Source organism: Leptospira fluminis, from assembly GCF_004771275.1.
Lineage (GTDB): Bacteria > Spirochaetota > Leptospiria > Leptospirales > Leptospiraceae > Leptospira_B > Leptospira_B fluminis.
In genome coordinates, this window is sequence record NZ_RQEV01000001.1 from 139904 (window position 1) to 164753 (window position 24850).

Below are 24850 nucleotides of genomic sequence, written 5' to 3' on the forward strand. Positions count from 1 at the left end.
TTTATCAGCGAATTCCCTTCACTTTCGTTTTCTTGGCCGGAGCAATTTCCGTTTTTTTCCGCTCCGTTACGATCGTTTTCAAGGAGCGTAATTTTCCCCAGTCGGTCAATGGATCCTCTTCGAAGACCAAAAACTGAGCGGATTTTCCCGTTCGGATTTTCCCCTCGTGCGCGGCGCCCAAATACGTACATGTGGTTTCCGTTGCCGCGCGTAACGCTTCCTTCGGCCCTAGGATCTTGGACAGTAAGGAGATCTCCTTCCATCCCGCAATTCCGGGAAACGTCAGATAATTTCCCGCGCCGGAAGCGAGAAGAATCTTTAAAGCCAGATTCTTGCGGGCATTCAGAAACGCAAGATAGGAATCGTACTCCTGATCCGCCTCCGCTTTTTCCTTCTCTTTTAATCCTTTCAAAGAGGAAATCCATTCCGCTGTCGGAGCTTTTTCCCTGAATTTCGGACTCCAGGAGAGCAGATGATCCCATTCCGCCGAAAATTCGGAAGTCCCGACCTGCTTTTGATTATAATACACCCCGAACATGGGTCCCCAATAAGATTGGACTAAATTTCCGGAGACAGGGGCAATAGAAGCCGTCTCCGGAATCGGATGATAGAGAACGTGAACCCCGGCCGACAAGGCCTCCCAAGTGGCAAACTCTTCCCCGAAGGAAGAAACCGACAATTCCAACTTCTGGGAATCCGCTTTGGCCCGCATTCGATACAGAAGATGCCCGTCTAGCTGGAACAATTCCCCGGGATCGTGTCTCAGAAAAATATGCGCCTTTCCCCCGCTCCTGGAAGCGACGGCTTGCATCGCTTCGACCGCAGAGTGAAGGATTTTATATCCCTTTCGATCCGTTTCGGAACCCCGTAATTCCGGAGAATCCGCGATCCAAACCGGAGAAGAGGAGAGAATCTGCGGAAATTCGCCTTTCTGTCTTCTATAACGAGCGAATTCTTCGGCCCAATTTGCATCCGCTACGCTTTGAACCAAAACGAATCCATGGAGCAAAAACGAATGTAAATCTTCTTCCAATTCCTTTTTATCTTTTTGTCCGCCTAAGGAATTCGCCCCAAGAGTGACATTGGCGTCACAAAATCCGGGCAAAAGATAAAGCGGAGTTCCCTCCTTGGAAGAAGGTACGATCTTTTCCACCAAGCCGTCTTTGACGGAAAGATCCACCGGTCCTTTGTATTCCAACGATCCCGGTTCGAGTACGAACACTCCCTTCCAATTCCAGCTCTGAGCCCGAAGCGAGCCGACGGAGCAAAGTAGAATCAGATTCGTAAAAAACAGGATGCGCGAACGCAGGAAGACCTTTTTTGGACTGGCGTTTATGAGTCTCTTGACAAACAAATCGAGTTCCGGAAAGTTCAAGGTAATGGGTCAGGAAATCCGGGATATATCCGATAACATCCGACTGACGGTGGAAAACGGAAGAATTTTATCCCTCAAGACGCACAGGATAACCCGATCCGTAGAGGAACATATCCAGGAAGCGGTCGAATTGATCCTGGACAAAGTCACGTATCCCACACTTGTCCCGACGATTTATACGATCGTTAAAGAGTTATCGATCAATGCCTGCAAGGCAAATCAAAAAAGGATTTTCTTCGAGGAAAAAGGATACGACCTGACCGACGAAATCCAATACGCCAAAGGCGTTTCCGAATACCGGGAATTATTTTCGGAAGTGATGGCGGAGGAATTCGGACAGAAGGCGAAAAAGAAAGGATACTACTGCCTCATCAATTTCGATTATTCCCTGGACGGAATCCGTATCGAAGTGATCAACAACACTCCGGTCACTCCCCAGGAAGAAAAATCCCTCAGAGAAAAACTGGAAAAAGGGATGCAGTACGCGGACATCGCACAATTCTACCTGGATAACGCGGACAACACGGAAGGCGCCGGTCTCGGGCTCGCTTTGATATTGATTATGCTCAAAGGAGAAGGGATCGATCCTTCCTATTTCCGCATTGGAATTCGTAAGGAATCGACGATCGCAAGACTGGAGATTCCTCTTACTGGCAATTTTAAGTCCGAAAGGGACAAGGATTTTTCCCGCACCTAAATGCCCCTTCCCATTTCCGCCTGTATCATCACCCTGAATGAAGAGGACAATATTTCCCGGTGCTTGTCCTCTTTGAAATTTGTGGACGAGATCATCGTCCTGGATTCCGGTTCCAAGGATAAAACCAAGGAACTCGCGGAAAAATTGGGAGCTAAGTTCGTATTCCGGGAATTCGACGATTACGTCGGCCAAAAGAACCACGTGATCTCTCTGGCCAAAAACGCATGGATTTTGAGTGTGGATGCCGACGAGGAGATCTCTCCGGAGTTGGAAGCGGAGATCCGCGAAGTATTAGGAGGGCGCGAGCCGGAAGAGGACGGATATTCCATTCCCAGATTGACTATGTACATGGGAAAATGGATCCGACACGGCGGTTGGTATCCGAACCGCCGAGTGAGATTGTTCAGAAAATCCAAGGGTAGATTCATAGGTGAAAAGGTTCATGAATCCGTAAAACTCGACGGGAAAATGGGGAAATTAAAAAACCCCGTGCTGCATTATTCCTATCAGAATCTATTCGATCACGTGAATTTCATCAACAGCTACTCGGAATTGGCCGCTACGGAAAAATTCGCGAAAGGAAAACGCTCCGGACTTTTTCTGGCTTTAGCGGAAGCCGGATATAAATCCTTTTGGATGTACTTCGTACGTTGCGGATTTTTGGACGGAAGGCGCGGATTAATTCTCGCCATAATGGGATTTTATTATAATTTTCTAAAATATACGAAGATTTTCGAGATGTTTCTAGCTGAGCAGATCGGAAAGAATACGAATAAAAACGTTTCGAAAAAGGATTAAGCGGAAATTAATCCCTTCTTTCCTTATTATGATTGATCCGATTCATGATATAGAGGGCAAAATAGCCTCCGATCAGAACCGCAATCAGATTCACGTTGGAGAGCTGGTAAATTCCGACCTTCGGTGAGATCAGCCAAAATACCACATCGCGTATGATGTCCTGAAAAATCGAAAGGATGATGAGGGAACCCAATAGGGCCACCAGAAAAGCGACCCAAAAGCCGCCCAAAAGATCCTTGCGTTTGTAAAAATAGAAATACCAGGCCAGACCACCGCTGATTCCGATAACGAAAAGTGCGTTGGTAAAAGGAGTCCACCATCCAACGGAGAATGCGGCCAAGACTAAAAAAGGTTGAGTGCCGAAGGAAGGAAGAAAATCGTAGAACGAAGCCAGGATCCCCATCTAGTTTACAGGTTTTCCGGGTTTTGGGATAAAGTCGAGAATTTTAGCGAAAAAAAAGGTCCGATCCCAATTGAAAATCTTCAGAGACAGTTCCCAATATTTCGGCATCCTCGGAAATCCGCTTTCCCATACCCTTTCACCCTTACTGCATGAAGGATGGTACCAGGACTTAGGTCTAGATTGCGCCTATTTTGTCTTTCCTGTTACGTCCGTAGACAAAAACGACCTTAGAGTCTTACGTAAGTTCGGAGTAAAAGGCCTTTCCGTAACCATACCCCACAAAGAAACTGCGTACGATCTCGCCGACAAAACCGATCCCGCTTCTCAAGCGATGCAGGCAAGCAACACACTCGTATTAGGCGAAGACGGAGTACACGCTTTCAATACCGACGGACTCGGAGCTGTTCGGGCGATTTTAGAATCGGCTCCCGATTCCCTAGGGGGAAACGTGCTGGTTCTGGGAAGCGGAGGAAGCGCGAGAGGAATCGGATTTGCCTTACTCCAATCCGCGAACGTGTCGGATGTAACGATCAGTTCGCGAAACGAAGCCACGGGAACGGAAGTCGTCCGACTCTTAAACCGGGTGAAATCCGGATCTTCCTCCTTTTCAAGCCTGGATTCCGTAAAAAACGGATCGCGGGAATTCTCTCTAGTCGTCCACACGACACCCTTAGGAATGAAAGGACAAAGTCCGGGTCCCATCTTGGACTCTTCCTTTTTTCGGAAGGGGCAGACGGTATTCGATATCGTATACAACCCTCTTGTCACTCCTTTAGTGGAAGCGGCTCGAAGCTCCGGAGCGACGATCATCCCGGGAACGGAAATGCTCCTCTACCAAGCGGTGGAACAGTTCCGACTTTTTACGGGAATCCCGTTGGGAGCGGAACATGTGGAACGCGGAAGACAAAGATTGCTCTCCGCTTTAAAAACGAAATAATACGCATGCAGGAATCCGGCTTTTTAGAATTCGGCTCCAAATTGATCAATCTGGAAAAGACCAGAAACTTCAACGTATTCAAAGAATATTCCCTGGAGTCTTTCCGGATTTTTCTGGATAAGTACGGATGGAGAGAACGGAGGAATCCCCGTCTTCGAATTTCCGTAGTAGGAACGAACGGCAAAGGATCCGTATCCCATTTTCTATCCCAGATTTTTACGCGCTTAGGATTAGGCACGGGCCTCTACACTTCCCCTCACCTTCTCGATCCGAGAGAGCGGATCAGGAAAAGTCCCGATCTCGCGCCGATTTCCGATCGGGATCTACAGGCGTTAGGAGATCGTATATTCCAAAAATCGAATCTTTCCGAACTTTCCGAATTGTCTTGGTTCGAGTGGTTTACTCTGGGAGCGTTCGTACATTTCGAATCGGAGAATTTGGAAGTTCAGATCTTCGAAGCGGGGTTAGGGGGAAGACTGGACGCGACCCGGCTCGCAGAGGCGGATTTGGTCGTATTATGCTCCATCGGAGAGGACCACAAATCCATCTTGGGGGACACGAAAGCGAAAATTCTACAAGAAAAATTGAATATATCAGGACCTAAGACCAGATTGCTTCTGTCCATGGAACACCAGGAAAATCTGGACGCCGACGTTCGGGATTTCTGCGCGGCAAAAGGAATCGAAGTCGCGTTTTATCCCGAAAAGACAACGAAGAACTCCTACCTGGATTATAATCTGAACTTTTCCGCATGGGTAGCGGAAAAAGCGATCCGCTTTTTCTCAAACCACCTTCCCTTTCTCGAAACCGCGTCCTTGCCAGATACGAGCTGGCTTTCCGGAAAAACGGATCTGGCCCTTTTCGGAGATTCCGAAATTCGCTTTTTCCCTCCGCCAGGCAGATTGGAATTGCTCTCCATCGATCCGGAGATCGTCTTCGACCCCGCACACAATCCGGACGCCGTAAGGACAACTCTGGAAGACGCATCCCTCCGATTTTCCCGCAAATCTGCGAACGTGATCGCCGGATTCCTTCCGGACAAGGACGGAGAAACCATGGCGGAGGAAATCCTATCTTATTGTAGGAAAAACGGTACGGAAGCGACCTTTTTAGGAGGAGAGGAATTTAAACTTCCGAAAGGATACGAATCCTTTCTATTACATCCTTCGGATTTTTCGAACAAATTGTTTTCTTTTTCGGGCAAAGGAGTGTTGGTATTGGGCAGTTTTCGACTTTATAAATATGTAATAGATGCCTTAAGGGATCTCCCTGGCAGGGATCAGAAACGATAATTGAACCTTGCGTAAGTCTCGGTCTCCGGCCGGTTTTCCAGACCTTTGACGAAGTAAGGTGTCTTTACGGGAGCGACTCCGACGTCCAAAGTTTCCGAGTCCAAACCCAACCAATAAAAAGTGACGCTAAGCGCCAACATAGCCGCGATCCCGTATAGCATAAATCCGCCGTGAAAACCTCTCTGCTGCGAAAATACTCCTCCTAAATCCCGGTAATAATTCGCCTTGGCTTCGGCCTGACTAAAGATATTGTACTGATAGAGATACGCAGCGGTAAAAGTGTTCAAATTCGGGGAGGATTGGGCGAGACTAGCGAGACCCGTCAGAGTCATCGCGTTCGTCATGGGCCGCGCACCCTCCAAAACGGAATCCGCCTTCAGGTTGAAATAATAATAACCTGCGTAAAACAGAAGGGTCCCGTAGAGGGAATAGATCGCAAAATCATCGTACGTGTGATCCATGAAAACGTATTTTTTATTTTTATAATAAGAAACCGAATCCCCTTTTTTCAAAGAGACGGAAATCTCCGAATTCTCCCCTTTTTTGATTTCCACTCCTTTTAACGAGTCGACGTATTCCTCCTTAGCGACTCTTAGCCTGTTCCACCCCACTTTTACGGGAACCTTTGTCAAGGGAGTTACCCCTAGATTCTGGGAACCGAAATAGACCGTAGCTCCCGGAGGATCCGAAGTGACGGAAAGCAATCCTTCCTTCTTTTCCCGAAACAATTGGACTTGGATTTCCTTCGAGGAAGTCCTCATATCGACGTCTCCCTTCCAATCGTCGAAGCCGTCTCGGGTGACCCGAACCTCGTGCAACCCGGGAAGGATATCGTCCCGAACTAAAGGCGTTTTACCGATATAATTGCCGTCCAAAAAAACGAGAGATCCCAAAGTGCTTTCCGACCGTACGGAGAGACGTAAGGTGGATTTTCCCAAAACGAAATTTTTCAATTCCACCACTAAGGGATTCATCTCCTGGTAGGATCGCCTAATGCTCGTTTTATGGGAAAACGCCTTCTTAGATCCGTCTTTAAAGGAACGAAGAAAAATGCGTATCTTCAGTTCTTCCTGAGAGCTCCTTTCGAATTCCCCCGTCACCGTGTAAAAGCAATTGTTCTTTTTCGCCAAAGGAATGGCGGCAGACTCGTCGGGAGCGGACTCCGATTCGAAAGGCTCGGATCGTAAGGATAAGTACCGCGGATCCTTTTTGACGGAAAGAGGAATTTTTCCTTCCTTCAGACGATTCAATTTTTCCCCGTCCCATTCGTCCTCTTTTAGGGACGACACCGGAGAAGCGTCCTGCTTGCCGAAGGAATGTTGGATTACCGTCGGAAGGGCGTTTTCGTCGTAGATCTGAACCACTGATTTCAAACCGGAATAAAGCACGGAAGCGTATCCTGCGGAATAGAAATCCAAATTCGAGTCCCCGGTGATGTTTCTAAGCGGAAAAAAGCAAAGTTTCCTTTCCCTTTCGAATTCGATTTTTTCGCGAGAGGAAATCCCGGGAAAATCGTAATAGTCGTCCACTGCCCACAAAGTTCCTCCCTGCGGGAGAGCCAAAAATCCGCATAAGGCCAAAACCGCGCAGAATTTTTTGGGGAAACGGAGGATCAATTCTTTCTACCGCCCACGGAATACACCAATCCAAGGATGCCGAAAACGGGAACTACCAAAGCCCAAGGTGCGGATTCGGCATAATCTTTGGAAAAGGCGATTTGTTCCCCCAATCCCGGTCCGAAAAAATCTCCTCCTTCGGAAATACCCAAGAAACCGAAGATCGCCAAAGTCATAACGACCGAAGGAAGACCTGTTGTCATGAGAACTCGCAGTAACTGAAAAGCCTGCGGTAGGATATGGTTTCGAAAAACGTAAAATTTACCGGCTCCGAAACATTGTGCCGCAGTGACGTAACCGCTCGTACTCGCTTCGTCTATCCTAGCCTTCAAAGTCTCGTAGGCTTGGGCCCAATCCCCGAGTAGGATCGCGATAAAAAGGGAAAACGGACCGGCTCCGAATACCTGGACTACCAACAGCGCAAGAAGCAAGGAGGGAATGGAGATAAAAACGGAGGAAAGAGGAGCCAGAAAATTTCTCTGTAAAAACGGACTAGAATAGGAGAGAAGTCCGAAACCGCTCGCCAAGGCCAAAGTGAAAATTCTGGCAGGCACGGCAAAAAGAAAAGTGGAAAGACTACCGTACCCCAACATTGCCCAAACGTCCCGACCTAAACGGTCCTTGCCCATCGGAGCGTCCCAAGAGATGGAACGAAAGGACTCATTTAACTCCGCTTGGGTCGGAGGGGAATGGAACAGGATTCCTGCGACTACGACCGTCAGAAATAACATTACGATTCCGATATGTAGGAATTCCGCGGATTTCATGCTGACTGGGTTTCCCATCCCAATAGGGAATCGCGGAATTTTTCCGAAATTCTGCTAAGAATATAAAAGATCATCCCGCTATAAAAAAGCAAAGCGGAGAGCAGGGAAACGTCCATAGTTCGTATCGCGTGGTACATGGACTTTCCGATGCCGGGAAAGAAGAATATCTCCTCCACCACGATGGCTCCGGACAGAAGAGAACTAAAATCCAAGAAAATCAAAACCAACAGGACGGGCAGGATTTTCGGAAGAACATGACGGAATAGGATCCGAAGTTCCGAATATCCTCTGGCCTTTAGTACTCTCACATACGCGGAATCCGATTCCGTTTCCGCCATGCTTAAGGAAAATCGAAACAATCTCGCCCATACCCGCGAACCCAAAGCGATCCCCGGAAGAATCACATAAACCGTTTCTCCAGATTCGTATCCTCCGGGAGGCAACACACCTAGAATGAAAAAGAAAACCGTCAAGAGTATGACTGCTGCGACAAATACGGGAGTCGAGAGAACCAATCGACTCGACGCATCCAGGAACCCCCTAAGCCAAGAGGAATCTAGAAAAAGAACGAGGAAGGAAAGTCCGACGGCAAAAATCACGCTCCAAAAAATGGAAAAGACCGCTAAATGCAGGGTGGGCAAAAACCTGGAACTGAGATGACTCAGAACTGGATCACCCGACTCCGTTTTGCCCAGATCCAAAATGAGGATCCCTTTCCAGAACAAAAGATAAGAATCGAGAAAATTCCTCCCTCCGGAAAAATCCCTGCTGTCCTCCTCCGAGATGCCGGAATCCGCGAATAAAAATCTGCGGTCCAAGGATCGGAGATGGGAAAACAAAACCGAAACGGCGGAAAGCAACAAAACGAAAGCCAAAAAACGCCGGACTTCTTCTAACAAGGTCGGAGATCCTTAAGGAGTAAAGGCTTTCCGAATTTCCTCGAAATTTTTGGAATGAACCAGCTTCTCCCGATCGTCCTTAACGTTAAGGGTTTTGGCGATCTGAGCTAGAGTTTTTATATGTTCTTGGAATTTGGATTTAGGAACGATTAATAGTATGAAAATGTGAACCGGAAGATGGTCTATGGCGTCGAAGTCGATTCCACCGGGAGAAAGTCCCATCACGCATTTCAACTCTTCCACCAAATTTACCGAACAGTGAGGGATCGCGACCCCGCTGCCGATCCCCGTAGACATGGACTTTTCCCTCGCGAGCAAGGATTCAAAGACCGGTTCTCGAACCTCGGGTTCGATCAATTTTGCTTCGACCGCTTTTTGCAAAAGTCGGGAAATCACTTCTTCTTTCGAAGAGCCTTCCAAATCGAACATCACGGTCTCAGGCTTAATTAAAGCCATCAGCTGGTTCATGCTTCTCTATCCTATCTCCTAGGAAAATACGAATCAAAACGGATTCAATGAAAAAAAACGACGGGACCCAAGTGAATGCCGGTACGGTTTCCGGGGAAAGTAAAAAAATTCCCGCGGCAACGGGAAGCAAGGCTAAAAAAGAGATCGGTAAGGCGGATTCGGTATTTCGACCCGGAAGAGATAGAGCCAAAGCAAAAGCAACGCTTGTCCCCCAAACCGGTTCCGAGACGAACTCGGAAGCCGGAATTCCGGATTTGACCGTCCAAAAACAGAGCAAAGCTCCGAAAAAAATCCACAAAAGAAAAGCGAGAGGACGTTTTAATAAAATCGGAAGGAGAAGAATGACTCCGTATCCGCCGGCCGCTTCCAAAGCCGAAAACCGAACCCCGGAAAGAGGAAGGTTCGCAAAGATTCCGGAAGTGTAAAAGTCTACGAAGTTCGGATCGCGAAACCGAGACCCCATGGATTCCTCCCAAAAAGAGATTCCCGGCAAAAGATAGAGTAGAAGAAAAACCGATATCTGGACCAACGCTAAGGGAAACCGAACTCTCAGATTCCGTTCCGCAGTCCACCAAAGTCCGAATCCGATTAGAACGGCAAATACGATTTGTAAAGAATACCTTTGGTCCTGGGGAACCAATAGGGAAAAATAAAGACCCTGGTTCACCCAATACAATCCGTAGGATTTCTGGCCGGTAAAAAGAAAATACGCCACGGCTCCTAGGGCCCAAGAAACTCCGAGCGCGATTCCGACCAATACGATATTCCTCGAACCGATACAAAGAACGAGCAGGCAGACGACGCTTGCCAAAATATCGGGAAACAACAGGTCCTTCCGACGAAAAAACCCTCTTCCCGTCGAAAGTATAAAGCTAAACGCCACGCCTGTCCTCTTTGAAGGAACGGATCCGGTCTCGTAAGGAAATCGACGACGGACAGACGAAAGTGCATATGCCGCACTCCATACATAGGCCGGGCTGGAATTTTCCTCGGAATCCCACTAGCGCCATAGGATTCGCTTTTGTAGGACAATTCAAAGAACATTCTCCGCATTCCACGCAAGGAAACTCGGAACGATTCGCGTCATGCCTTGCGAGAAGAATCAGGGAAGAATGGAGACGGATATCAAAATAAAAACTCTCTCCTACACTGCGGACAGGATGGTTCTCATAAAAGGAATTCAAGGTAAACCAACGGAAATCATTCTGAAATTCCTCGAATAAAAATTTCAGGTTCTGTCCGTTGCGAAAGGCTAACGGCTTTTGCGCTTTTCGCAATCCTCCATTCTTACCCAGGAAAAAGAGACTCGCATCCCTTTCGATAAAAGGAAAATCCGAAAACAGAGCCTTATACAGATGATATAAGGTTTCCGGACCCAAATACAGAGCCTCCGAAAATTTCTGAAACGGAATCCGTTCCGTTCGATAAGTGAAATACTCCGGAATTCCCCACGGATACGAGTATTCGCGGACGGGAGGTTTCTTATCCGAAATATAATCCCGGATCGTTACGCCAGGGAACCAATCGGCAAGAGCTTGCAAAAACGCCTGATGACAGTCGGACATTTCGGAAAGTCGGGAACCGAAATCTATGTTTTGGGTTCTCGTGTAAGGAGAGAGTAGGATGATTTTCGGAGGAACAGAATTCCGGAAGAAACTGGACAAAGGCTTTTCGCAAAAATCCAGAGACACGATCCCGAGCGAATCCATCGCGTCGCATGCGTCCTGCTTGTTCCAGCGCTTTGGCTGGGGTTCCTTACGCGACGGAAAGGTTCCGTCCTGGGTAATACGGATTTTCGTTCCGTTTTCTTCGCGAGCTAAGGAAGCCACTCCGTTTACCGGAGACAAAACCGTACCGGAAGATTGTTGAAAAAGTGGATCGCCTACCTTGACCCTGGCGGGAAATTCTTTCAGCAGAAGTGCCCCGCCTTCGGGGGCTAAGGTATAAGGTTCATCCAGAACCGTCTTTCGGATGCCCGTATCTTTGACGGTTCTGGGTTTGAGGAGGAACGGTTTTGCGAACAATGCCCTTTTTAATTAGGCGACTTAACCATATAGATTTCGTCTTTAATGGGTAATTCTTTCTTCAAATTTTTGATGTAAGGCAGAATTTCTCCCATCGGCTCGTAAAATTCGCAATCGGTTTGCATACGACGTGCAACGGTAAAATACTTATAAAGTTTTTCCTCTCCGGAACGTTTGGACCATTTCTTTTTGGTGCATTTGACCCGGAGGATGTATTTGTCCGCCTCGGATTCATACTGCCTTACGGTTACGCAATGCAGACAGTTGGCGCAATAGACTTTCTCGCTCATCGATTATCCTGTTTCCTGGGGGTAATTTGACAGATTTAGGCTTAGCCTACGGGAGTCAACCCGTTTCTATTCCCCGTAAAGAAGCCGATTAGGCTTCTTGCGGAACTTCTTCCTGGGACGCTCCCTCTTCCTGAGAGGCCTTGTATTTCCAAGCGGCTTCCCGGAAAGACTGGAAAGAAACGAAGAAAAACCCGATTCCATAGACCAATAGGAAACCTACGATATAAGGACGTCCGACCAAGAAAGATAAGGCGACGGAAAAGAGACAATAAGCTCCCAGCAGGAATTCCAATACTACGTGAAAATCCAAAGGAACGGTGTATTTCAATCTTTCCCGGACCGAGTCGGAATTCTTCTCTATCCTGAGTTTCGGAGTCCGTTTAAAGGAAGATTGGATTCCCAAAACCGCTTCCAGCCAAGCCCGAGTATTTACTACGGCGATTCCCGTTCCGACCATAATCAATACGGGAAGGTAGACCAACCTGCGCTTCCAATCCTTGTATAGGGTTTTCTGAGAATATGCGTAAAAGAAGAGAGGCCCTACCGAACCTACGGAAAGAACAGCCGCAGTGCCGGATAAAACCTCCAACGGAAGATCATAAAAACTGAACCCGGACCAATATTCCATCAAAAGCAAAGGAGCGCTAAATAGAATATTGATGATCATGAGAGGGTGAACGGAGTAATTGATTAGGTGGGTGACCGCTTCGGCTTTGGTTTTCCAAGGAAGGTCCGCTTTCCAGATTCTGGGGAGAAGTTTGACTGCAGTTTGGATGGAACCTTTACACCAACGGAACTGTTGGGACTTATAAGCGGACATCATAGCGGGGATTTCCGCAGGACAGACCACGTCTTTGAAATAACGGAATTTCCACCCTTTCAATTCCGCGCGGTAAGAAAGATCGAAATCCTCGGTGAGGGTATCGTGTTCCCAGCCGCCGGCGTCCGCAATGGTCTTTTTTCTCCAAGTTCCCGCGGTTCCGTTGAAGTTCATCCAAAGTTTCGCTCCGTTGCGAGCCACCTGTTCGATCATAAAGTGACCGTCGATTCCGAAACTTTGGGCTTTCGTTAGAATATTATAATCTGCGTTGATATGTCCCCAACGGGCCTGCACCATCCCGATCTCGGGATCGTCAAAATAAGACATGGTTTTCAAAAGAAAATCCGGATCCGGAATAAAATCCGCGTCGAAAATCGCGATGAAATCGCCGGTACTTTCCTTCATCCCTGCATCCAGGGCTCCCGCTTTGTGACCCACCCTGTTCGTTCTGTGAAGGTGGCTGATATTGAATCCTTGGGCCCGGTATTGCGCGACCAGATTTGCCGCTTTTTGAACGGTTTCATCGGTGGAATCGTCCAAAACCTGGATTTCTAATTTGTCTTTCGGGTATTTCAATGCCGCCGTGGAATCGATCAATCGATCCACAACGTAGAATTCGTTGAATATCGGAAGTTGGACCGTGACTTTGGGCAGGTTCGGATCTTCCAAGGAAAGAGTTCTAGTCGGGTCCGTATCACAGTTCGTATTGTATTTCTTATACAAATACACCATAATATACGTGTGGATCCCGAAGAAAAACAGCCCGAGAATATCCAAGGCATAAATGGCAAGAAACAGGACGGTTACCGCAGTCAACATTTGTGTCAAAACTTTCGATATAGGCGAAAAAGTCAACGGGTTTTGCGGTGCAACATGGAAACGGGAAAAATCAAGAGGACGGAGGACCCGCCCCCTCGGTTAGAAGTGAAAATTCGCAGTGGAGGTTCCTCAACCAGGGAGGTTGTGGTCCATCCGCTTAGAGTATCGGAAATCAAAAAGCCAACCTTAGCCTAGGGGAACGTTTTTTGGGATTTTTGGGGAAAAAGACGCGGGACTAGTACACTAATGGGTGGGGATTTGAGGTCCCACCTGGTGGAGGTAGGGCGGGACCGCGCCGTTTGCTTCCCCATCGCAAAAACACTTTCGCAACTCCTTTTTTCAATTCTTTCATGTGGGGACCTCCTACAACAATTCGAGAAAAACATTCTTGTCGAAACGATAAAATTCTGATACCTGGTCCGGAGTTCGCGCTTCGGAGTACGCCGGGGTACCACCGCACCGGCCCCCACCCAGAGCCGGGTGGGGCCCCTAAAACGCTTGTCCCCAAAAAGCGATCACCTAATTTAGCTCCGTGCGATCCTCCTTACTAGGAATCCTAGCCGCCTTTGCTTCCGTCCTATTTGCCATCGCCCTGGAAGAGGCGCATTTCCTATCCTTCTTAAAAATATCCGCCCTGATTCTGATTTTGGGAGGAACTGCCGGAGCAACATTCGCCAGTTATCGAGTGGAAGAATTCGCAACCATGGCGTTTCATTTAAGGGAGGCACTATTCCCTAAAAAAGAATTCTCCTTAACGGATCTTTTTTTGGATTTTGCCGAACGAGCTAGAAAAAACGGCCTTCTCTCTTTAGAAGATAGATTATCTTCAGTACCGGATTCTTTTTTAAGGAAAGGAATCCAATTGATCGTAGACGGAACCGACCCGCGAGCCGTAGAAGAGATTCTATTCGAAGCGGCGGAAGGCTTGGAAGAAAAAGAAATCCGCTCCGCGAAAATTCTCGAAACCGCCGGCGGGTTCTCCCCCACGATCGGAATCATAGGAACCGTTCTCGGCCTAGTGGGTGTATTGGAAAATTTAGGCGCCGGCACAAGAGCTTTGGGAGAAGGAATTGCAACCGCCTTTATCGCGACTTTTTACGGAATTTCTTTCGCGAACTTATTGTATTTTCCGTTAGCGAACAGAATCAAAAGTTGGGCCAGAGTCAGAAGTAACAGAAGACAAGCGATGATTCGGGGAATTATCTCCCTGCAAACAGGAGACAATCGCAGAATCCTAGCGGAGCGAATGGCCCCTTTCCTGGAAGAGGCCCGTTAATTCGGATTTTCTACATCGCACAAACAAAGAGCACATAACGTATCAAGTAACTCGATTCACCCGACTAAGTGTTTTTACGGTCGCTCATCCTGGAAAGAATTTCCCGAATCTCTCCCTCGGCACCTACGGGAGTCAAAACGAGAAGCACGTCCCCGTCCTCCATCTTGGTCTTACCCGTCGGAACCAGATGGGTTTCTCCGCGATAAATCAAAGTGATCAGGGAATTTTCCGGAAAATCCAATTCGTAAACGAACTTACCTACGGAAGCGGAGCCGTACGGAACGATATACTCCAGCAACTGGGTATCGCTTTGGTCCTTATTCTCGAATTCGAACGGATACGAAGCGCGCTGTTCTAAAGCCGCCTGTAGACCTAAAAGGCGGACCACGAACGGGATGGTGCTACCTTGCAACAATAAGGAAGTCAAAACGGTAAAGAAGACCAAGTGAAAAATCGTCTCCGATTCCGGCAGAGATTTCGCGTACGGGAAGGTAGCCAAAATAATGGGCGCCGCGCCGCGTAGGCCCACCCAAGAGATCAGTAATTTCTCCTTCCAATCCACGCCGAAACCGATAAGGGAAATGCAAACCGAAATCGGCCTCGCCACTAACATTAAGAAAATGGAAAATGCCAATCCCATTCCGAATACGGGAGGAATACGGGAAGGAAAAACCAGTAGTCCCAAAGTCAAGAACATCACTATCTGCATCAACCAGCCGATTCCGTCCATAAAACGTACGTTACTTCGTTTATGCACGAAGGATCGGTTGCCGATGACGATTCCCGCGATATAAACCGCGAGAAAGGCGTTTCCTCCGATGAGTTCCGTGGAGGCGAAAACGAACAATACCGAGGCTGACAATAAGACCGGATACAATCCTTCGTAATCCAACTTAATTCTGTTGATCCCCCGATAGATCCAATATCCCAAAAGGAGACCCATCAGAATGCCGAGGCTGAATTGTTTAAAGATCTCCCAAACTAGGAGTCCCCATGAAGGGGAATCATTACCGACAAAACCCAAAATCGTAGTCGTTAAAAGAACCGCGAGAGGATCGTTACTCCCGGATTCAAGTTCGAGAAGGGATGTCAGTCCCTTTCTCATTCCGGTGTTGCTAGTCCGTAAAACGTTGAATACCGCGGCCGCATCGGTGGAAGATACTACGGCGCCTAACAGGAATCCTACGACGGGAGAAAATCCTAGAACATAAACGGAAAACAACCCGACAAGGATACAGGTAAGCAAAACTCCGAAGGAACCTAGGGAAATCCCCATCCAAAGCACGGGACGAACCTTGTTCCAATCCGTTTCCAGACCTCCGGAAAAAAGGATATAGGCCAACGCGATCGATCCTACTTTGCGGGCCAGCTCCGCATCGGAAAAGGGAATGCCCAGAACTCCGTCGGACCCGGCAAACATTCCGATAGATAAGAAAATCAGGAGAGCAGGGACTCCGAATTTGGTGGAAACCCGGAGCAGACCGATACTGACGATGATCAAACCGGATAACGCAAGTATTGTGAACTCGAATTCCATCGGATTACCAGGCGATACTTTCCGAAAGGGAGAATTTTTTACGAACTGTTTTTTTCCGTCTCATCGCGGAGCTAGATTTTTTATACGACATCGGAATTCAGTTCGTACAAAAGGTCCTCCAATTCTCTCTCTTCCGTCACTTCGATCAGGCGATCCTCTCCGTATTCGTCCGCTTGGATCCGAACTGCAAAATATCCGAAACTTTCCTCTCCTTTCAGAAAGCCGACGTCCAGATTTACCAGATCGCGATCCTCTTCGGTCGTAGGAATCAGAAGAAAATATTGTGCCTCGTCGACTTCCACTACTTCACCGATCAGGAACGAATGAGAATTGCCTTCCTCGTCGAGTAGGTTTAGCAATTCTTCTCCTAATTCCGAAACTTCGGATCGGGATCTGGGATCTTCTTCTTCGAACATTTTTACCCTCTTTATTTGCATCGGCCGGAAGTCTCGATCGCCCGGCAAGATTCCGTTCCGTCGCCGCCCCGGAAAGGGTGGACAAGAAGGCAAAAAACCGAAATTTGGGTGGGATACGCACCCGCGGAAAACCGAGCGAAATGGATCGAAAGAGAAATTATCTACTTCCAATTTTGGTCGGCTGTGTCTGCACCCTTACCTTTTGCAGTCCGAAATTAGGGGACGACATCCGACCGAAAAAAGGAACGATGGATGCGAGCGGCTGGAACTTCTATCAGAAATCCGTAGCACTAAACGGAGAATGGGAGATTTATCCTAACGTTCTTTTGATTTCGGAACCGGATTCTCCGAAACCGTTTGCGATTCCGACCGAGATTCCGAACACATGGAACCACATTTCGAGCGAGGGAAAGTCGGTCTTTCCGAACGGCAAAGGATTCGCCACCTACGTTCTTCGCCTTCATCTTCCGAAAGACTGTCCTCCGTTGATGCTACGCGTTCCGGACCAAGGAACCGCGTATTCCTTATATGCGAATGGAAAAAAAATCGCGGGAATGGGTAAGGTCGGAAAGGACAAAACTTCTTCCGTTCCCTTTCTTGCATCCGCCGTCGTGGACATACCTTCGGATACCAAGGAGCTCGCGTTCGAAATCTCCAACTATCACCATATCATAGGAGGACTCTGGTTTGTGCCCGAATTAGGGGAAAGGAATCGCATCCTGGAGGAAAAGTATGCCGATCTGACCATAGATCTTGCGACCTCGTCCTCGGCGTTGGTATTGGTCATTTACCAAATCGTAGCGTATTTATTGACGAGAAGAGAAAGAGCACCTTTGCATTTCGTGATTTTCTCCCTTGCCGGAACTCTTCGATTCTTCCTCACCGGAGATCGGATACTCAACACGGTTTTTCCTCAGATTCCTTGGGAAATCACTCATAAGCTGGAATACCTGACCACTTATGCTCTTTCCTCCGCGTTTTTTTCCTATACCGCTTCCTTATTTCCTCTAGATTTTCCCCGCTGGAGCGAACGTGCATCCTTAGTATTGTTATCTTTCTTTTCCATAATCACGATCTTCTTCTCCGTGGAATATTATGGAAGATTGTTAATCCCTTTCCAGCTTGTGGTCATCCTAGGTTCCTTTTTCATCATCTACGGTTGCGTTAGGGCCTCCGTTTACAGACGGGAAGGAATCTGGCTGTTCCTATTCGGTATCGTAGCGATTCTGATCGCTTCCATCAACGATATATTAGTTTCCCAGTATATTATCCGAACTAAATACATTCTCGCGCCGGCCGTATTCGTATTCATCTTTTCCAACAGCCTGTCGTTGGCAGTCTCCTTTTCCAAAGCTTTGGAGCGCTCCAGAATCGTCAGCGCCCGATTAAAATCGGCCAACCGGGACTTGAACGAATTAAAGATCGAACTGGAAAAAAAAGTCGATATTAGAACCAGACAATTAACGGAAGCCAAAAATAGGGCCGAAGGGGAAGCGAAATATAGATACGATTTTCTTGCCACCATGAGTCATGAGATCCGGACTCCTCTGAACGGTTTGATGGGAACGGCCAATCTTCTTTCTGAAACTCCCTTAAACCAGGAACAGCAGGAATATCTCGACATCATGCAGATATCCGGCGAAAATCTCCTCCACCTGGTCAACCAATTGCTGGATCTTTCCAGAATCGAAGGAAATCGATTCGAATTGGAGGTCATACCTTTCGATCCTTTCGCGATCCTGCAAAAAGCTGCAAAGGTCGTCAAAGCGAGGGCGGACGAAAAAAGGGTTCTATTGAACCTTGAATATCCCGAGCACCACCCCGGCATTTACCTCGGTGACGAAGGTAGAATACAACAGGTTTTGCTAAATTTCTTAAGCAATGCCGTTAAGTTTACTGGATCCGGAGGGAAGGTACTTGCGGGAGTCAAAAATGTGGGAGAGGATTTCCAATCCCGCATCCTGGAATTCTGGGTAGAAGACACCGGAGTCGGGATCGCCCAGGAAAAGATCTCCGATCTGTTCGAGCCGTTCGTTCAAGCGGACTCTTCGATCTTCCGCAAATACGGAGGGAGCGGCTTAGGGCTTACGATCTCGAAAAAACTTGTAGAACTAATGGGAGGTTGTATCCGGGTCGAAAGCCGAATCGGAAAAGGATCCAGATTCTCTTTCTTACTTCCCTTTCCTCAAGAGGAGGGAGAAGGACCCGAAGTCGTCGGAGAAAAAATCCGGTACATCTCTCCGAAAAGAATCCTGATCGTGGAGGATCGGGAACCTGCCAGGACCATCGCTCGCAAAACCCTGGAAAATATGAACATGACGGTGGATATCGCGAAAGACGGGAAAGAAGCGCTGACCAAGCTGTTTTCGGAGCATTACGATCTGGCGCTGATCGACATCGAATTGCCCGAACTGACCGGAATCGAAGTCGTCCGCACGTTGAAGGAACACGGCGAAAATCTCCCTATCCTAGTAGCCTGGACGGCTCACGCGCTCCCGGGTGCGGAAGCGGTTTTTAAAGCCACCGGTTTCGACGCTTACATGCAGAAACCTTCCCTCAGAAAGGATTGGGAAGCACTCTTGCTCGCGTTCTTTAGGTAGAAAATCTCGGACAAAACTTATGCGAGGATATCTAAGAATTCTCTCTTTTACGGTTTTCGGAATCCTTCTTTCGGCGTGCGTTTTCGGAATCTCCTGCAACAACGGAAGCGCAAATTGCCACAGAGAGGTCCAAAAGGACGCAGACATTACCAAGGACTTGGAGATCGCCTGTCTCCTGAATCCTTCCGACAAAAATCTATGCAATTTCGCCGTTCTGCAATCCGCGATACCTTACCAATGTTATGCGGGGCAATAACGTTCGGATCCGAAACTTTTTCCGGAATATATGATAAAAATTTAAAATTCTTCGAAAGGAAGTTTGTTCTTCTTAGCGTTATTGCATTCCTTACATGCAGGCACGAGGTTGGCCTTGACGGATTTTCCTCCCTTGGCGAGAGGAACGAGATGATCCATGGTCAGCTCTTCCGGAGAAAATTTTCTTCTACAATAATAACAGATTCCGTCGGATTTTTTCTTTTTCCACCAAGGAGTTTTGCGGAGTTCTTTTGCGATCCTTCTCTGTTTTTGGATCTCTTCCTCCCCGATCCAGAATACGGGTTCTTCCGGCAAAAAAGGTTCCTCAGACATAAAAATCGATCAGGAGATCCAATCCTTTCCCGGCCCGAACCAGGAAAGACGCGTTCCCGGAGTTAAGGCTCGGATCGCCAAACCGGTCCGAATACCGAACGCGGTCGCAAGGACCGTATCTCCTTTTTTCAACGTTAACTCCCCTTCCAAGGAACAACTTCCGTCCAAGACCATAAGAATATGAAATACCGGCTCCGAGGAAAAGGAAGGTAAAACGAAATCTCCGGCTTCCTTCACGTTCAGAAGTTCCATTCTAAATTTATCGTTTCCCGTTAATAAAACTCTCTCGCCGTATTCCCAAGGAAGAGATCTCTGAGACAAAGGATCCTCCGGGTCCGGTCCCGAGTAATCCAAGACATCCAGTGCTTTTTTTAAGTGAAGTTCTCTGGGACGACCGTAATCGTACACGCGATATGTGGAGTCGGAGGATTGCTGGACTTCCATCAAGAGGATTCCCGCTCCGATCGCATGGATTTTTCCAGGATTCAAAAGGAAAGAATCCGATTCTTTTACGGATACGACATTCAGAAGTTCTTCGGCTCGACCGCTCCGAACCAATTCGGCGAATTCGTCCCTGCTCGTAGCTCTGGCAAAACCGCAGACCAACTTCGAACCCGCATCCGCCTGGAGTACCGTCCAGGCTTCCTTTTTACCGGAACTTTCAGGATCGAATTTTTCGGCGTACTCGTCATTGGGATGGACTTGCACGGATAGTTTTTCACGGGCATCGATCAGTTTGATCAACAATGGAAAGCCCTGTCCTACAAAAGGTTTTCCTAAAACGTTCTCCGGATCCTCGGAATAAAACTCGCGGAACGTCCGGCCGGCAGCGGATCCGTTTTCGATTACGGAAAGATCCTGACCGTAATCCGAAACTTCCCAAGATTCTCCGATATCTCCCGCAGGTACAACCCTACCCAAAAAGGTTTCAAACTTTCTACCTCCCCAAACTTTCTCTTTGTAAATCGGGCGGAATTTTAAAACCTTCTGCATAGTCCTATTTTTTACCGCCCGTATAGACTTCAATTTTAACTTTAATCTCCCTTTTTTTGAAATGGGTGAACGAATCCGGACGGAATCCTGAAAGATCCAAAGTATAAATCCTGCCCGGGACCAATGTTCCCGGTCCGGATTTCCATTTCAGATAACGAAAACTTTTGTATGTGCCTTTTCCCCCGCAGGAACCGCAATTCAGATCGGAACCTCTACATTCAGGACACAACACCCGAACGACCAACGGAATCGCCGCTAGGACGGTTCCTTCCAATTCCTCCTCCGTCAAACAGAGCCGAATGTCATGGTAGATTCCCGTATATTTTCTACGGTCTCGATTCCGAAAGCCGGCGCGCAACAGACCTCTCTTTGCGAACTCCACCGCCTTTGCGGAAAAAATAATCCTGGAAGCGGGGACCAAAAAGGTGCGGGAGGGATTCTGGATTTTTTGTCCGCCACGAAGAGCCAATTGGGTATCGAAGCGAAGTCTTTCCTCGGGTTGGGTTAGGACTTTATAAGAGCGGACGATCTTTAGAAAAATCTCGGCCGAACCGGTCTTTTTGTTATCCGGATGAAAGGCTTTTGCCAACGCCCGAAATCTGGTTTTGATAACTTCGACTTCGGCGTCCTGCGAAACTCCCAGGACCCGATAGTGGTCCACCCAAACCGCATCCATGGAGAGACCTATTTTTTCCGACCTATAGCCGGCTTACGATCCGGATTATTTGTTCGATTCTTCCTGGAAAGATCCGCCTTGGTCCAAACCGTCCAGCATGGTTTCGACGTCGCGTCTATCGGCTTGTATAGTGCCTTCCACATATTTCGTGATCGCTTGTATGACTTCCACAAGGTTATTCCGGTAGGAGCGGACTAATTTCACTCTCTGATCCGGGTTGCGAATATTAGACAGATTATACGTCTCTTCCTGGATTCCGCCATCCGTTTTTCTTTGGACCGAAAGCACGATGCTATTCGCTTCCGGAGCCGAAACGTTTTCGTTTTTGAGAATTCCCAATTCGTCGTTGACCGGACGTAATTTGGTCACCATCGATTTGCGGGTCACGAATCGGATCCCTTCCAATTTAAAGGGTCCTTGCCCGGAAACTTTCAGGAAAAATTTCTTATCGAAGAGAAATCGTTCGCGATTCGGAAGTTCGTACGTTTCGATCGCAGGAATAAACTGTACGTATTCGTTGTTCTGAATTTTCTTTCTTTTATTCAGAAAGGAGAGCAATTCCTCTATCCGCTTATGAAAGTATTTGATGTCGCTATTTAGAGCTTCCAACGCCCTTATTTGAGTGTCTTTATATGGAAGAATCTTGATTTGACCATCCGGCTCGATATCTTGTGCGTACGTGCTGACGGTCAGGACAAAAAATAGAATTGCGGAAGACGTCGCTTTCTTCATGAGTTCAGATTCCGGAAAATTTCCTTACCACTAGTGTCGTCCTTTATCGTAAAAAGCCCGGATTTTTCTTAAAAATTCGTTGAATTCAGGCCGGATTCTACGAAAAGGGAAGGGATCGATATGGAAATTAGCATCAGAAAATCTGGCGAAACGAACGTAATCGGGTTATCGGGCAGTTTGGACATATATACGTCCATCGATCTGAAAAACTTCTTCGAACAGAACATCGACCGAAATAATAACAACGTGGTCATCAACCTGGAAAAACTGAATTATATCGATTCTTCCGGAATCGGAATGCTGATCAAGCAGCTCAATTATGTCCAAGAATTGAACGGTAAATTCTTTATCGCAAACATGAAACCCGCGATCGAAAAAGTGTTTAAAGTGGCAGGATTGACTTCCTACTTCCAAACCTTATCCGAATCGGAATTTGCGAACCGATACCCTTAAATTATGTCATTTCGGCAAGCCTCGCCGATGAAGCCGTTTTTCCGATACTATATTATAATCTCTTAAAATACTCCGAATGAATCGTCTCGTTCCCCTTCGACTACAGGGCGGAATACGAGAGAAAAACATCCCAGATTCCCCAAAAACGTCCCTCATCCACTCCGACGGATTCCAAACGAAGGAGGAGTCTTCCTTCCATCAGTTCCGACGGGTCTACGGAAATCCGCACCGGGGGAGCGGGAGCATACAAAGCCTTTAGGTATAGCGCGTGATCCGGAAATTTTACGGTCCTTTTTTCCGTTCCATTCACAAAGATCCGTAATTCCCTCGTCGGAAAAGACGCGGAATTTTCCGCAGGATCGAATAGAGTCAGGTCGAAATAAACGTAGATCGTGTCCTTCCGATCCGGATCCGCCGTAAGTAAGATATCCAATCCTTCTTGAGGAATCATTCTACATTGGTTGTCGGATAGGACTCCGGTACCTGCTCCAGGCGCGGGATCTTTTCTATCCGGTGCAAGTTTCAAGCCGTTATGCATAGCCCAAACCGAAAGTTCCGGAAAGGTGCGGTAATTTTCGGATACGTACGCCTCCCCTCCCATCGGTTTTGAAAAATTCTCGAAATTTTTCGTTTTCCGATTTTCCACCTTAGCCGGACTCTGACTCGCAATGGCTAGGAATAAAAACAAGAAGCAGCCGAAACGGAATCTGACCATTCTGTTTAGACTATCGGTCGTCGGAGCGGAGGAAACTTGAAAATTCTTAGAAACCTGGAACGCCTAGGGGAAACGATAGGAACTCCTACCGTACTGACCCTCGGGAATTTCGACGGAATCCATCTGGGACACCAGGCCCTCTTGGAGAGAATCAAGGAAATTTCCTTGGAGACCGGACTTCCTTCCGTAGCGATCACCTATTACCCGAATCCCGCCCTCGTACTCGGAAAAGACAAGGATTTAGGCAGCCTGACGACTCAATCGGATAAGGAAGCGCTGATAGAATCCTTCGGAATAGATTGGCTGGTAATCGTACCGTTTACGATGGAACTCGCGAGCATGGAGGCGGAAGACTTCTTGCATAACATTCTGATCGAAGAACTGAACGCCAAAAAAATTCTGATCGGTTTCAATCATTGTTTCGGAAAAGGACGCAGAGGAAATTACGAATTATTGCAACAGTACTCGAGCAAGTACGGATACGAATTGGAAAAATTGGAACCGGTATATCTAGGTAACACGAAACTTTCCAGCTCCTATATCCGATCGCTTATCAGGGAGGGCGAAGTTTCCAAAGCCGAAGAATGTCTAGGAAGGGAATTCTCGGTAACCGGAGAAGTGGTGGAAGGACATAAAAGAGGACGAACCATAGGATTCCCCACTGCCAACGTCAAACCTTCTCGCGAGCTTATCCTTCCCGGTATAGGAGTTTACGCCGGAAAAACCGAGATCGGCGGAAAATATTATGATTCCATGATTAATATCGGAAATAACCCGACGTTCGGAGACGAACAGCTCAGCCTCGAAAGCCATGTCTTCGATTTTTCGGGGGATTTGTACGGCAAGACGGTCCGTGTCCTTTTTTCGGAACGGATCCGTTCCGAAATCAAATTTTCGGGAGTGGAAGCGTTGGTCGCACAATTAAAACAGGACGAGCGGATCTCGCGTGAAATATTAGCGGATCGTTAAACGACAAGATCCGGGACTTCAACGATATGTCGGAGGGCTATAGCCTCCGAACAAAAGCACCTTGGGACGACCCAATAGAACCGCCTCCAGATCGATGGGCGGAGTGTATCTCAATATATTCGCGAACAATTCGAGCGAAATATGATCCTGCCAATCCGGCACAAGCTCCGAAAAAGGGTCCCAAGTCAGGCTAGGACGTACGTCGGGACCGAAATCCACGCTTTTACCCGTTCTATCGTAAAACCAGGATTTCATTTCGTTTAATAATTCTAATTTGGATAGGATAGGGATCGAAGCCGAAAAACGGATCGCGTAATCGGGCAGAAACGTGTTCCGACAGTCCTCGTTCGTACATAGGATTGTACGGACTTCCTCTCTGAAAGTGGCCCAATCTCTCAATCGGCCCCGCCCTTTTTTCCATAATACCGAAACCGTTTTTCGGCATTTCGGGCAGACATACACGGGAATAAACGAAATCCCTTTTATGGATAGAATTGGTTCTTCCGAAAGACTCTCATCCGGAAAAGTCAGATAGGGAGAATCCCTTTCTGGATCCGAAATCCCGGACTTTTTTTCCGTATAGTCTCCTCCTTCGGATAAATTCATATTCAATTCCCTTAATAAATACGAGACTAAACTTAATGACGCATAACGCAACCGATTTTTATTTCTCTTTTATATCTAAAAAAC

Annotated in this window: 27 protein-coding genes; 9 read left to right on the forward strand and 18 right to left on the reverse strand. The window is 47.6% G+C overall.

From position 1 onward, the window contains the following. Nucleotides 1-4: 4 nt before the first annotated feature. The gene (locus EHO61_RS00735) at nucleotides 5-1354 is read right to left on the reverse strand and encodes an amidohydrolase family protein (RefSeq protein ID WP_135811728.1); all 1350 of its coding nucleotides are present in this window, start codon (nucleotides 1352-1354) and stop codon (nucleotides 5-7) included. Between the two features lie 25 nt (nucleotides 1355-1379). On the opposite strand from EHO61_RS00735, the gene EHO61_RS00740 reads away from it, so the two are divergent. Further along, nucleotides 1380-2072: a histidine kinase gene (locus tag EHO61_RS00740; RefSeq protein WP_135811729.1), complete on the forward strand. Its 693-nt coding sequence runs from the start codon at nucleotides 1380-1382 to the stop codon at nucleotides 2070-2072. After that, the gene (locus tag EHO61_RS00745; RefSeq protein ID WP_135811730.1) at nucleotides 2073-2870 is read left to right on the forward strand and encodes a glycosyltransferase family 2 protein; all 798 of its coding nucleotides are present in this window, start codon (nucleotides 2073-2075) and stop codon (nucleotides 2868-2870) included. A 7-nt stretch (nucleotides 2871-2877) separates the two neighbouring features. Here EHO61_RS00745 and EHO61_RS00750 read toward each other — a convergent pair whose 3' ends face one another. Then, the gene (locus tag EHO61_RS00750) at nucleotides 2878-3273 is read right to left on the reverse strand and encodes a hypothetical protein (protein WP_135767631.1); all 396 of its coding nucleotides are present in this window, start codon (nucleotides 3271-3273) and stop codon (nucleotides 2878-2880) included. 70 nt (nucleotides 3274-3343) lie between these two features. Here EHO61_RS00750 and aroE point away from each other — a divergent pair, with 70 nt between their 5' ends. Both aroE and EHO61_RS00760 read left to right on the forward strand, forming a co-directional pair. Beyond that, entirely contained in the window at nucleotides 3344-4210 is an 867-nt protein-coding gene (gene aroE, locus EHO61_RS00755; RefSeq protein ID WP_135811731.1) for a shikimate dehydrogenase, read from the forward strand. Between the two features lie 5 nt (nucleotides 4211-4215). Beyond that, the gene (locus EHO61_RS00760) at nucleotides 4216-5502 is read left to right on the forward strand and encodes a folylpolyglutamate synthase/dihydrofolate synthase family protein (RefSeq protein ID WP_135811732.1); all 1287 of its coding nucleotides are present in this window, start codon (nucleotides 4216-4218) and stop codon (nucleotides 5500-5502) included. Here the strand turns inward: EHO61_RS00760 and EHO61_RS00765 are convergent. From EHO61_RS00765 to EHO61_RS00800, 8 genes are all read right to left on the reverse strand, one after another. Then, nucleotides 5490-7118 carry a PEGA domain-containing protein gene (locus EHO61_RS00765; protein WP_135811733.1) on the reverse strand — a complete coding sequence of 543 codons (1629 nt, stop codon included), beginning with the start codon at nucleotides 7116-7118 and terminating at the stop codon, nucleotides 5490-5492. The two genes, EHO61_RS00760 and EHO61_RS00765, sit on opposite strands and share 13 nt — an antisense overlap. Then, nucleotides 7115-7885: an ABC transporter permease gene (locus tag EHO61_RS00770; protein ID WP_135811734.1), complete on the reverse strand. Its 771-nt coding sequence runs from the start codon at nucleotides 7883-7885 to the stop codon at nucleotides 7115-7117. The genes EHO61_RS00765 and EHO61_RS00770 overlap by 4 nt, the downstream gene beginning before the upstream one ends. Next, a complete protein-coding gene (locus EHO61_RS00775) occupies nucleotides 7882-8784 on the reverse strand; it encodes an ABC transporter permease (protein ID WP_135811735.1) in 903 nt (300 codons plus the stop codon). Before EHO61_RS00775 ends, EHO61_RS00770 begins: the two co-directional genes overlap by 4 nt. 12 nt (nucleotides 8785-8796) lie before the next feature. Further along, nucleotides 8797-9252 (reverse strand): PTS sugar transporter subunit IIA, encoded by a 456-nt coding sequence (locus EHO61_RS00780; protein ID WP_135767625.1) that lies wholly within the window; start codon nucleotides 9250-9252, stop codon nucleotides 8797-8799. Next, nucleotides 9227-10078: a hypothetical protein gene (locus EHO61_RS00785; RefSeq protein ID WP_246031931.1), complete on the reverse strand. Its 852-nt coding sequence runs from the start codon at nucleotides 10076-10078 to the stop codon at nucleotides 9227-9229. Before EHO61_RS00785 ends, EHO61_RS00780 begins: the two co-directional genes overlap by 26 nt. A gap of 46 nt (nucleotides 10079-10124) precedes the next feature. Continuing rightward, nucleotides 10125-11276 (reverse strand): 4Fe-4S dicluster domain-containing protein, encoded by a 1152-nt coding sequence (locus tag EHO61_RS00790; protein ID WP_135811737.1) that lies wholly within the window; start codon nucleotides 11274-11276, stop codon nucleotides 10125-10127. 8 nt (nucleotides 11277-11284) lie between these two features. Further along, on the reverse strand, nucleotides 11285-11566 hold the full coding sequence (locus EHO61_RS00795) for a hypothetical protein (protein WP_010414765.1): 282 nt from the start codon (nucleotides 11564-11566) through the stop codon (nucleotides 11285-11287). Between the two features lie 88 nt (nucleotides 11567-11654). Beyond that, nucleotides 11655-13205: a cellulose synthase family protein gene (locus EHO61_RS00800; RefSeq protein WP_135811738.1), complete on the reverse strand. Its 1551-nt coding sequence runs from the start codon at nucleotides 13203-13205 to the stop codon at nucleotides 11655-11657. 532 nt (nucleotides 13206-13737) lie between these two features. Between EHO61_RS00800 and EHO61_RS00805 the strand changes: the two genes are divergently transcribed. Further along, nucleotides 13738-14481, forward strand: a complete 744-nt coding sequence (locus tag EHO61_RS00805; protein ID WP_135811739.1) for a motility protein A — start codon at nucleotides 13738-13740, stop codon at nucleotides 14479-14481. A gap of 64 nt (nucleotides 14482-14545) precedes the next feature. Here the strand turns inward: EHO61_RS00805 and EHO61_RS00810 are convergent, their stop codons facing one another. Both EHO61_RS00810 and EHO61_RS00815 read right to left on the reverse strand, forming a co-directional pair. Then, entirely contained in the window at nucleotides 14546-16018 is a 1473-nt protein-coding gene (locus EHO61_RS00810) for a potassium/proton antiporter (protein WP_135811740.1), read from the reverse strand. Between the two features lie 80 nt (nucleotides 16019-16098). Then, nucleotides 16099-16434, reverse strand: a complete 336-nt coding sequence (locus EHO61_RS00815) for a DUF1292 domain-containing protein (protein WP_135811741.1) — start codon at nucleotides 16432-16434, stop codon at nucleotides 16099-16101. Between the two features lie 140 nt (nucleotides 16435-16574). On the opposite strand from EHO61_RS00815, the gene EHO61_RS00820 reads away from it, so the two are divergent. Together EHO61_RS00820 and EHO61_RS00825 are read left to right on the forward strand one after the other, a co-directional pair. After that, on the forward strand, nucleotides 16575-19034 hold the full coding sequence (locus tag EHO61_RS00820) for an ATP-binding protein (RefSeq protein ID WP_135811742.1): 2460 nt from the start codon (nucleotides 16575-16577) through the stop codon (nucleotides 19032-19034). 19 nt (nucleotides 19035-19053) lie between these two features. Next, complete coding sequence (locus EHO61_RS00825) at nucleotides 19054-19290, forward strand: hypothetical protein (protein WP_135811743.1); 237 nt, start codon at nucleotides 19054-19056, stop codon at nucleotides 19288-19290. A 41-nt stretch (nucleotides 19291-19331) separates the two neighbouring features. Here EHO61_RS00825 and EHO61_RS00830 read toward each other — a convergent pair whose 3' ends face one another. From EHO61_RS00830 to EHO61_RS00845, 4 genes are read right to left on the reverse strand one after another with little or no spacing between them, the layout of a single operon-like run. After that, nucleotides 19332-19622, reverse strand: coding sequence for an HNH endonuclease (locus EHO61_RS00830; protein WP_135811744.1), 291 nt, complete (start codon nucleotides 19620-19622; stop codon nucleotides 19332-19334). A gap of 9 nt (nucleotides 19623-19631) precedes the next feature. Further along, entirely contained in the window at nucleotides 19632-20615 is a 984-nt protein-coding gene (locus EHO61_RS00835; protein WP_135811745.1) for a type I phosphomannose isomerase catalytic subunit, read from the reverse strand. A gap of 4 nt (nucleotides 20616-20619) precedes the next feature. Beyond that, entirely contained in the window at nucleotides 20620-21291 is a 672-nt protein-coding gene (locus EHO61_RS00840; RefSeq protein WP_135811746.1) for a DnaJ domain-containing protein, read from the reverse strand. Between the two features lie 45 nt (nucleotides 21292-21336). Beyond that, on the reverse strand, nucleotides 21337-22023 hold the full coding sequence (locus tag EHO61_RS00845) for an LIC_12936 family protein (protein ID WP_135811747.1): 687 nt from the start codon (nucleotides 22021-22023) through the stop codon (nucleotides 21337-21339). A 120-nt stretch (nucleotides 22024-22143) separates the two neighbouring features. Between EHO61_RS00845 and EHO61_RS00850 the strand changes: the two genes are divergently transcribed. Next, nucleotides 22144-22476, forward strand: a complete 333-nt coding sequence (locus tag EHO61_RS00850) for an STAS domain-containing protein (protein ID WP_135811748.1) — start codon at nucleotides 22144-22146, stop codon at nucleotides 22474-22476. Nucleotides 22477-22576: 100 nt separating this feature from the next. Here EHO61_RS00850 and EHO61_RS00855 read toward each other — a convergent pair whose 3' ends face one another. Then, complete coding sequence (locus tag EHO61_RS00855) at nucleotides 22577-23191, reverse strand: LIC10729 family protein (protein ID WP_246031932.1); 615 nt, start codon at nucleotides 23189-23191, stop codon at nucleotides 22577-22579. Nucleotides 23192-23227: 36 nt separating this feature from the next. Here EHO61_RS00855 and EHO61_RS00860 point away from each other — a divergent pair, with 36 nt between their 5' ends. Continuing rightward, nucleotides 23228-24160 carry a bifunctional riboflavin kinase/FAD synthetase gene (locus tag EHO61_RS00860; RefSeq protein ID WP_135811749.1) on the forward strand — a complete coding sequence of 311 codons (933 nt, stop codon included), beginning with the start codon at nucleotides 23228-23230 and terminating at the stop codon, nucleotides 24158-24160. An 18-nt stretch (nucleotides 24161-24178) separates the two neighbouring features. Here EHO61_RS00860 and EHO61_RS00865 read toward each other — a convergent pair whose 3' ends face one another. Beyond that, nucleotides 24179-24766, reverse strand: coding sequence for a hypothetical protein (locus EHO61_RS00865; RefSeq protein WP_135811750.1), 588 nt, complete (start codon nucleotides 24764-24766; stop codon nucleotides 24179-24181). Between the last annotated feature and the right edge of the window lie 84 nt (nucleotides 24767-24850).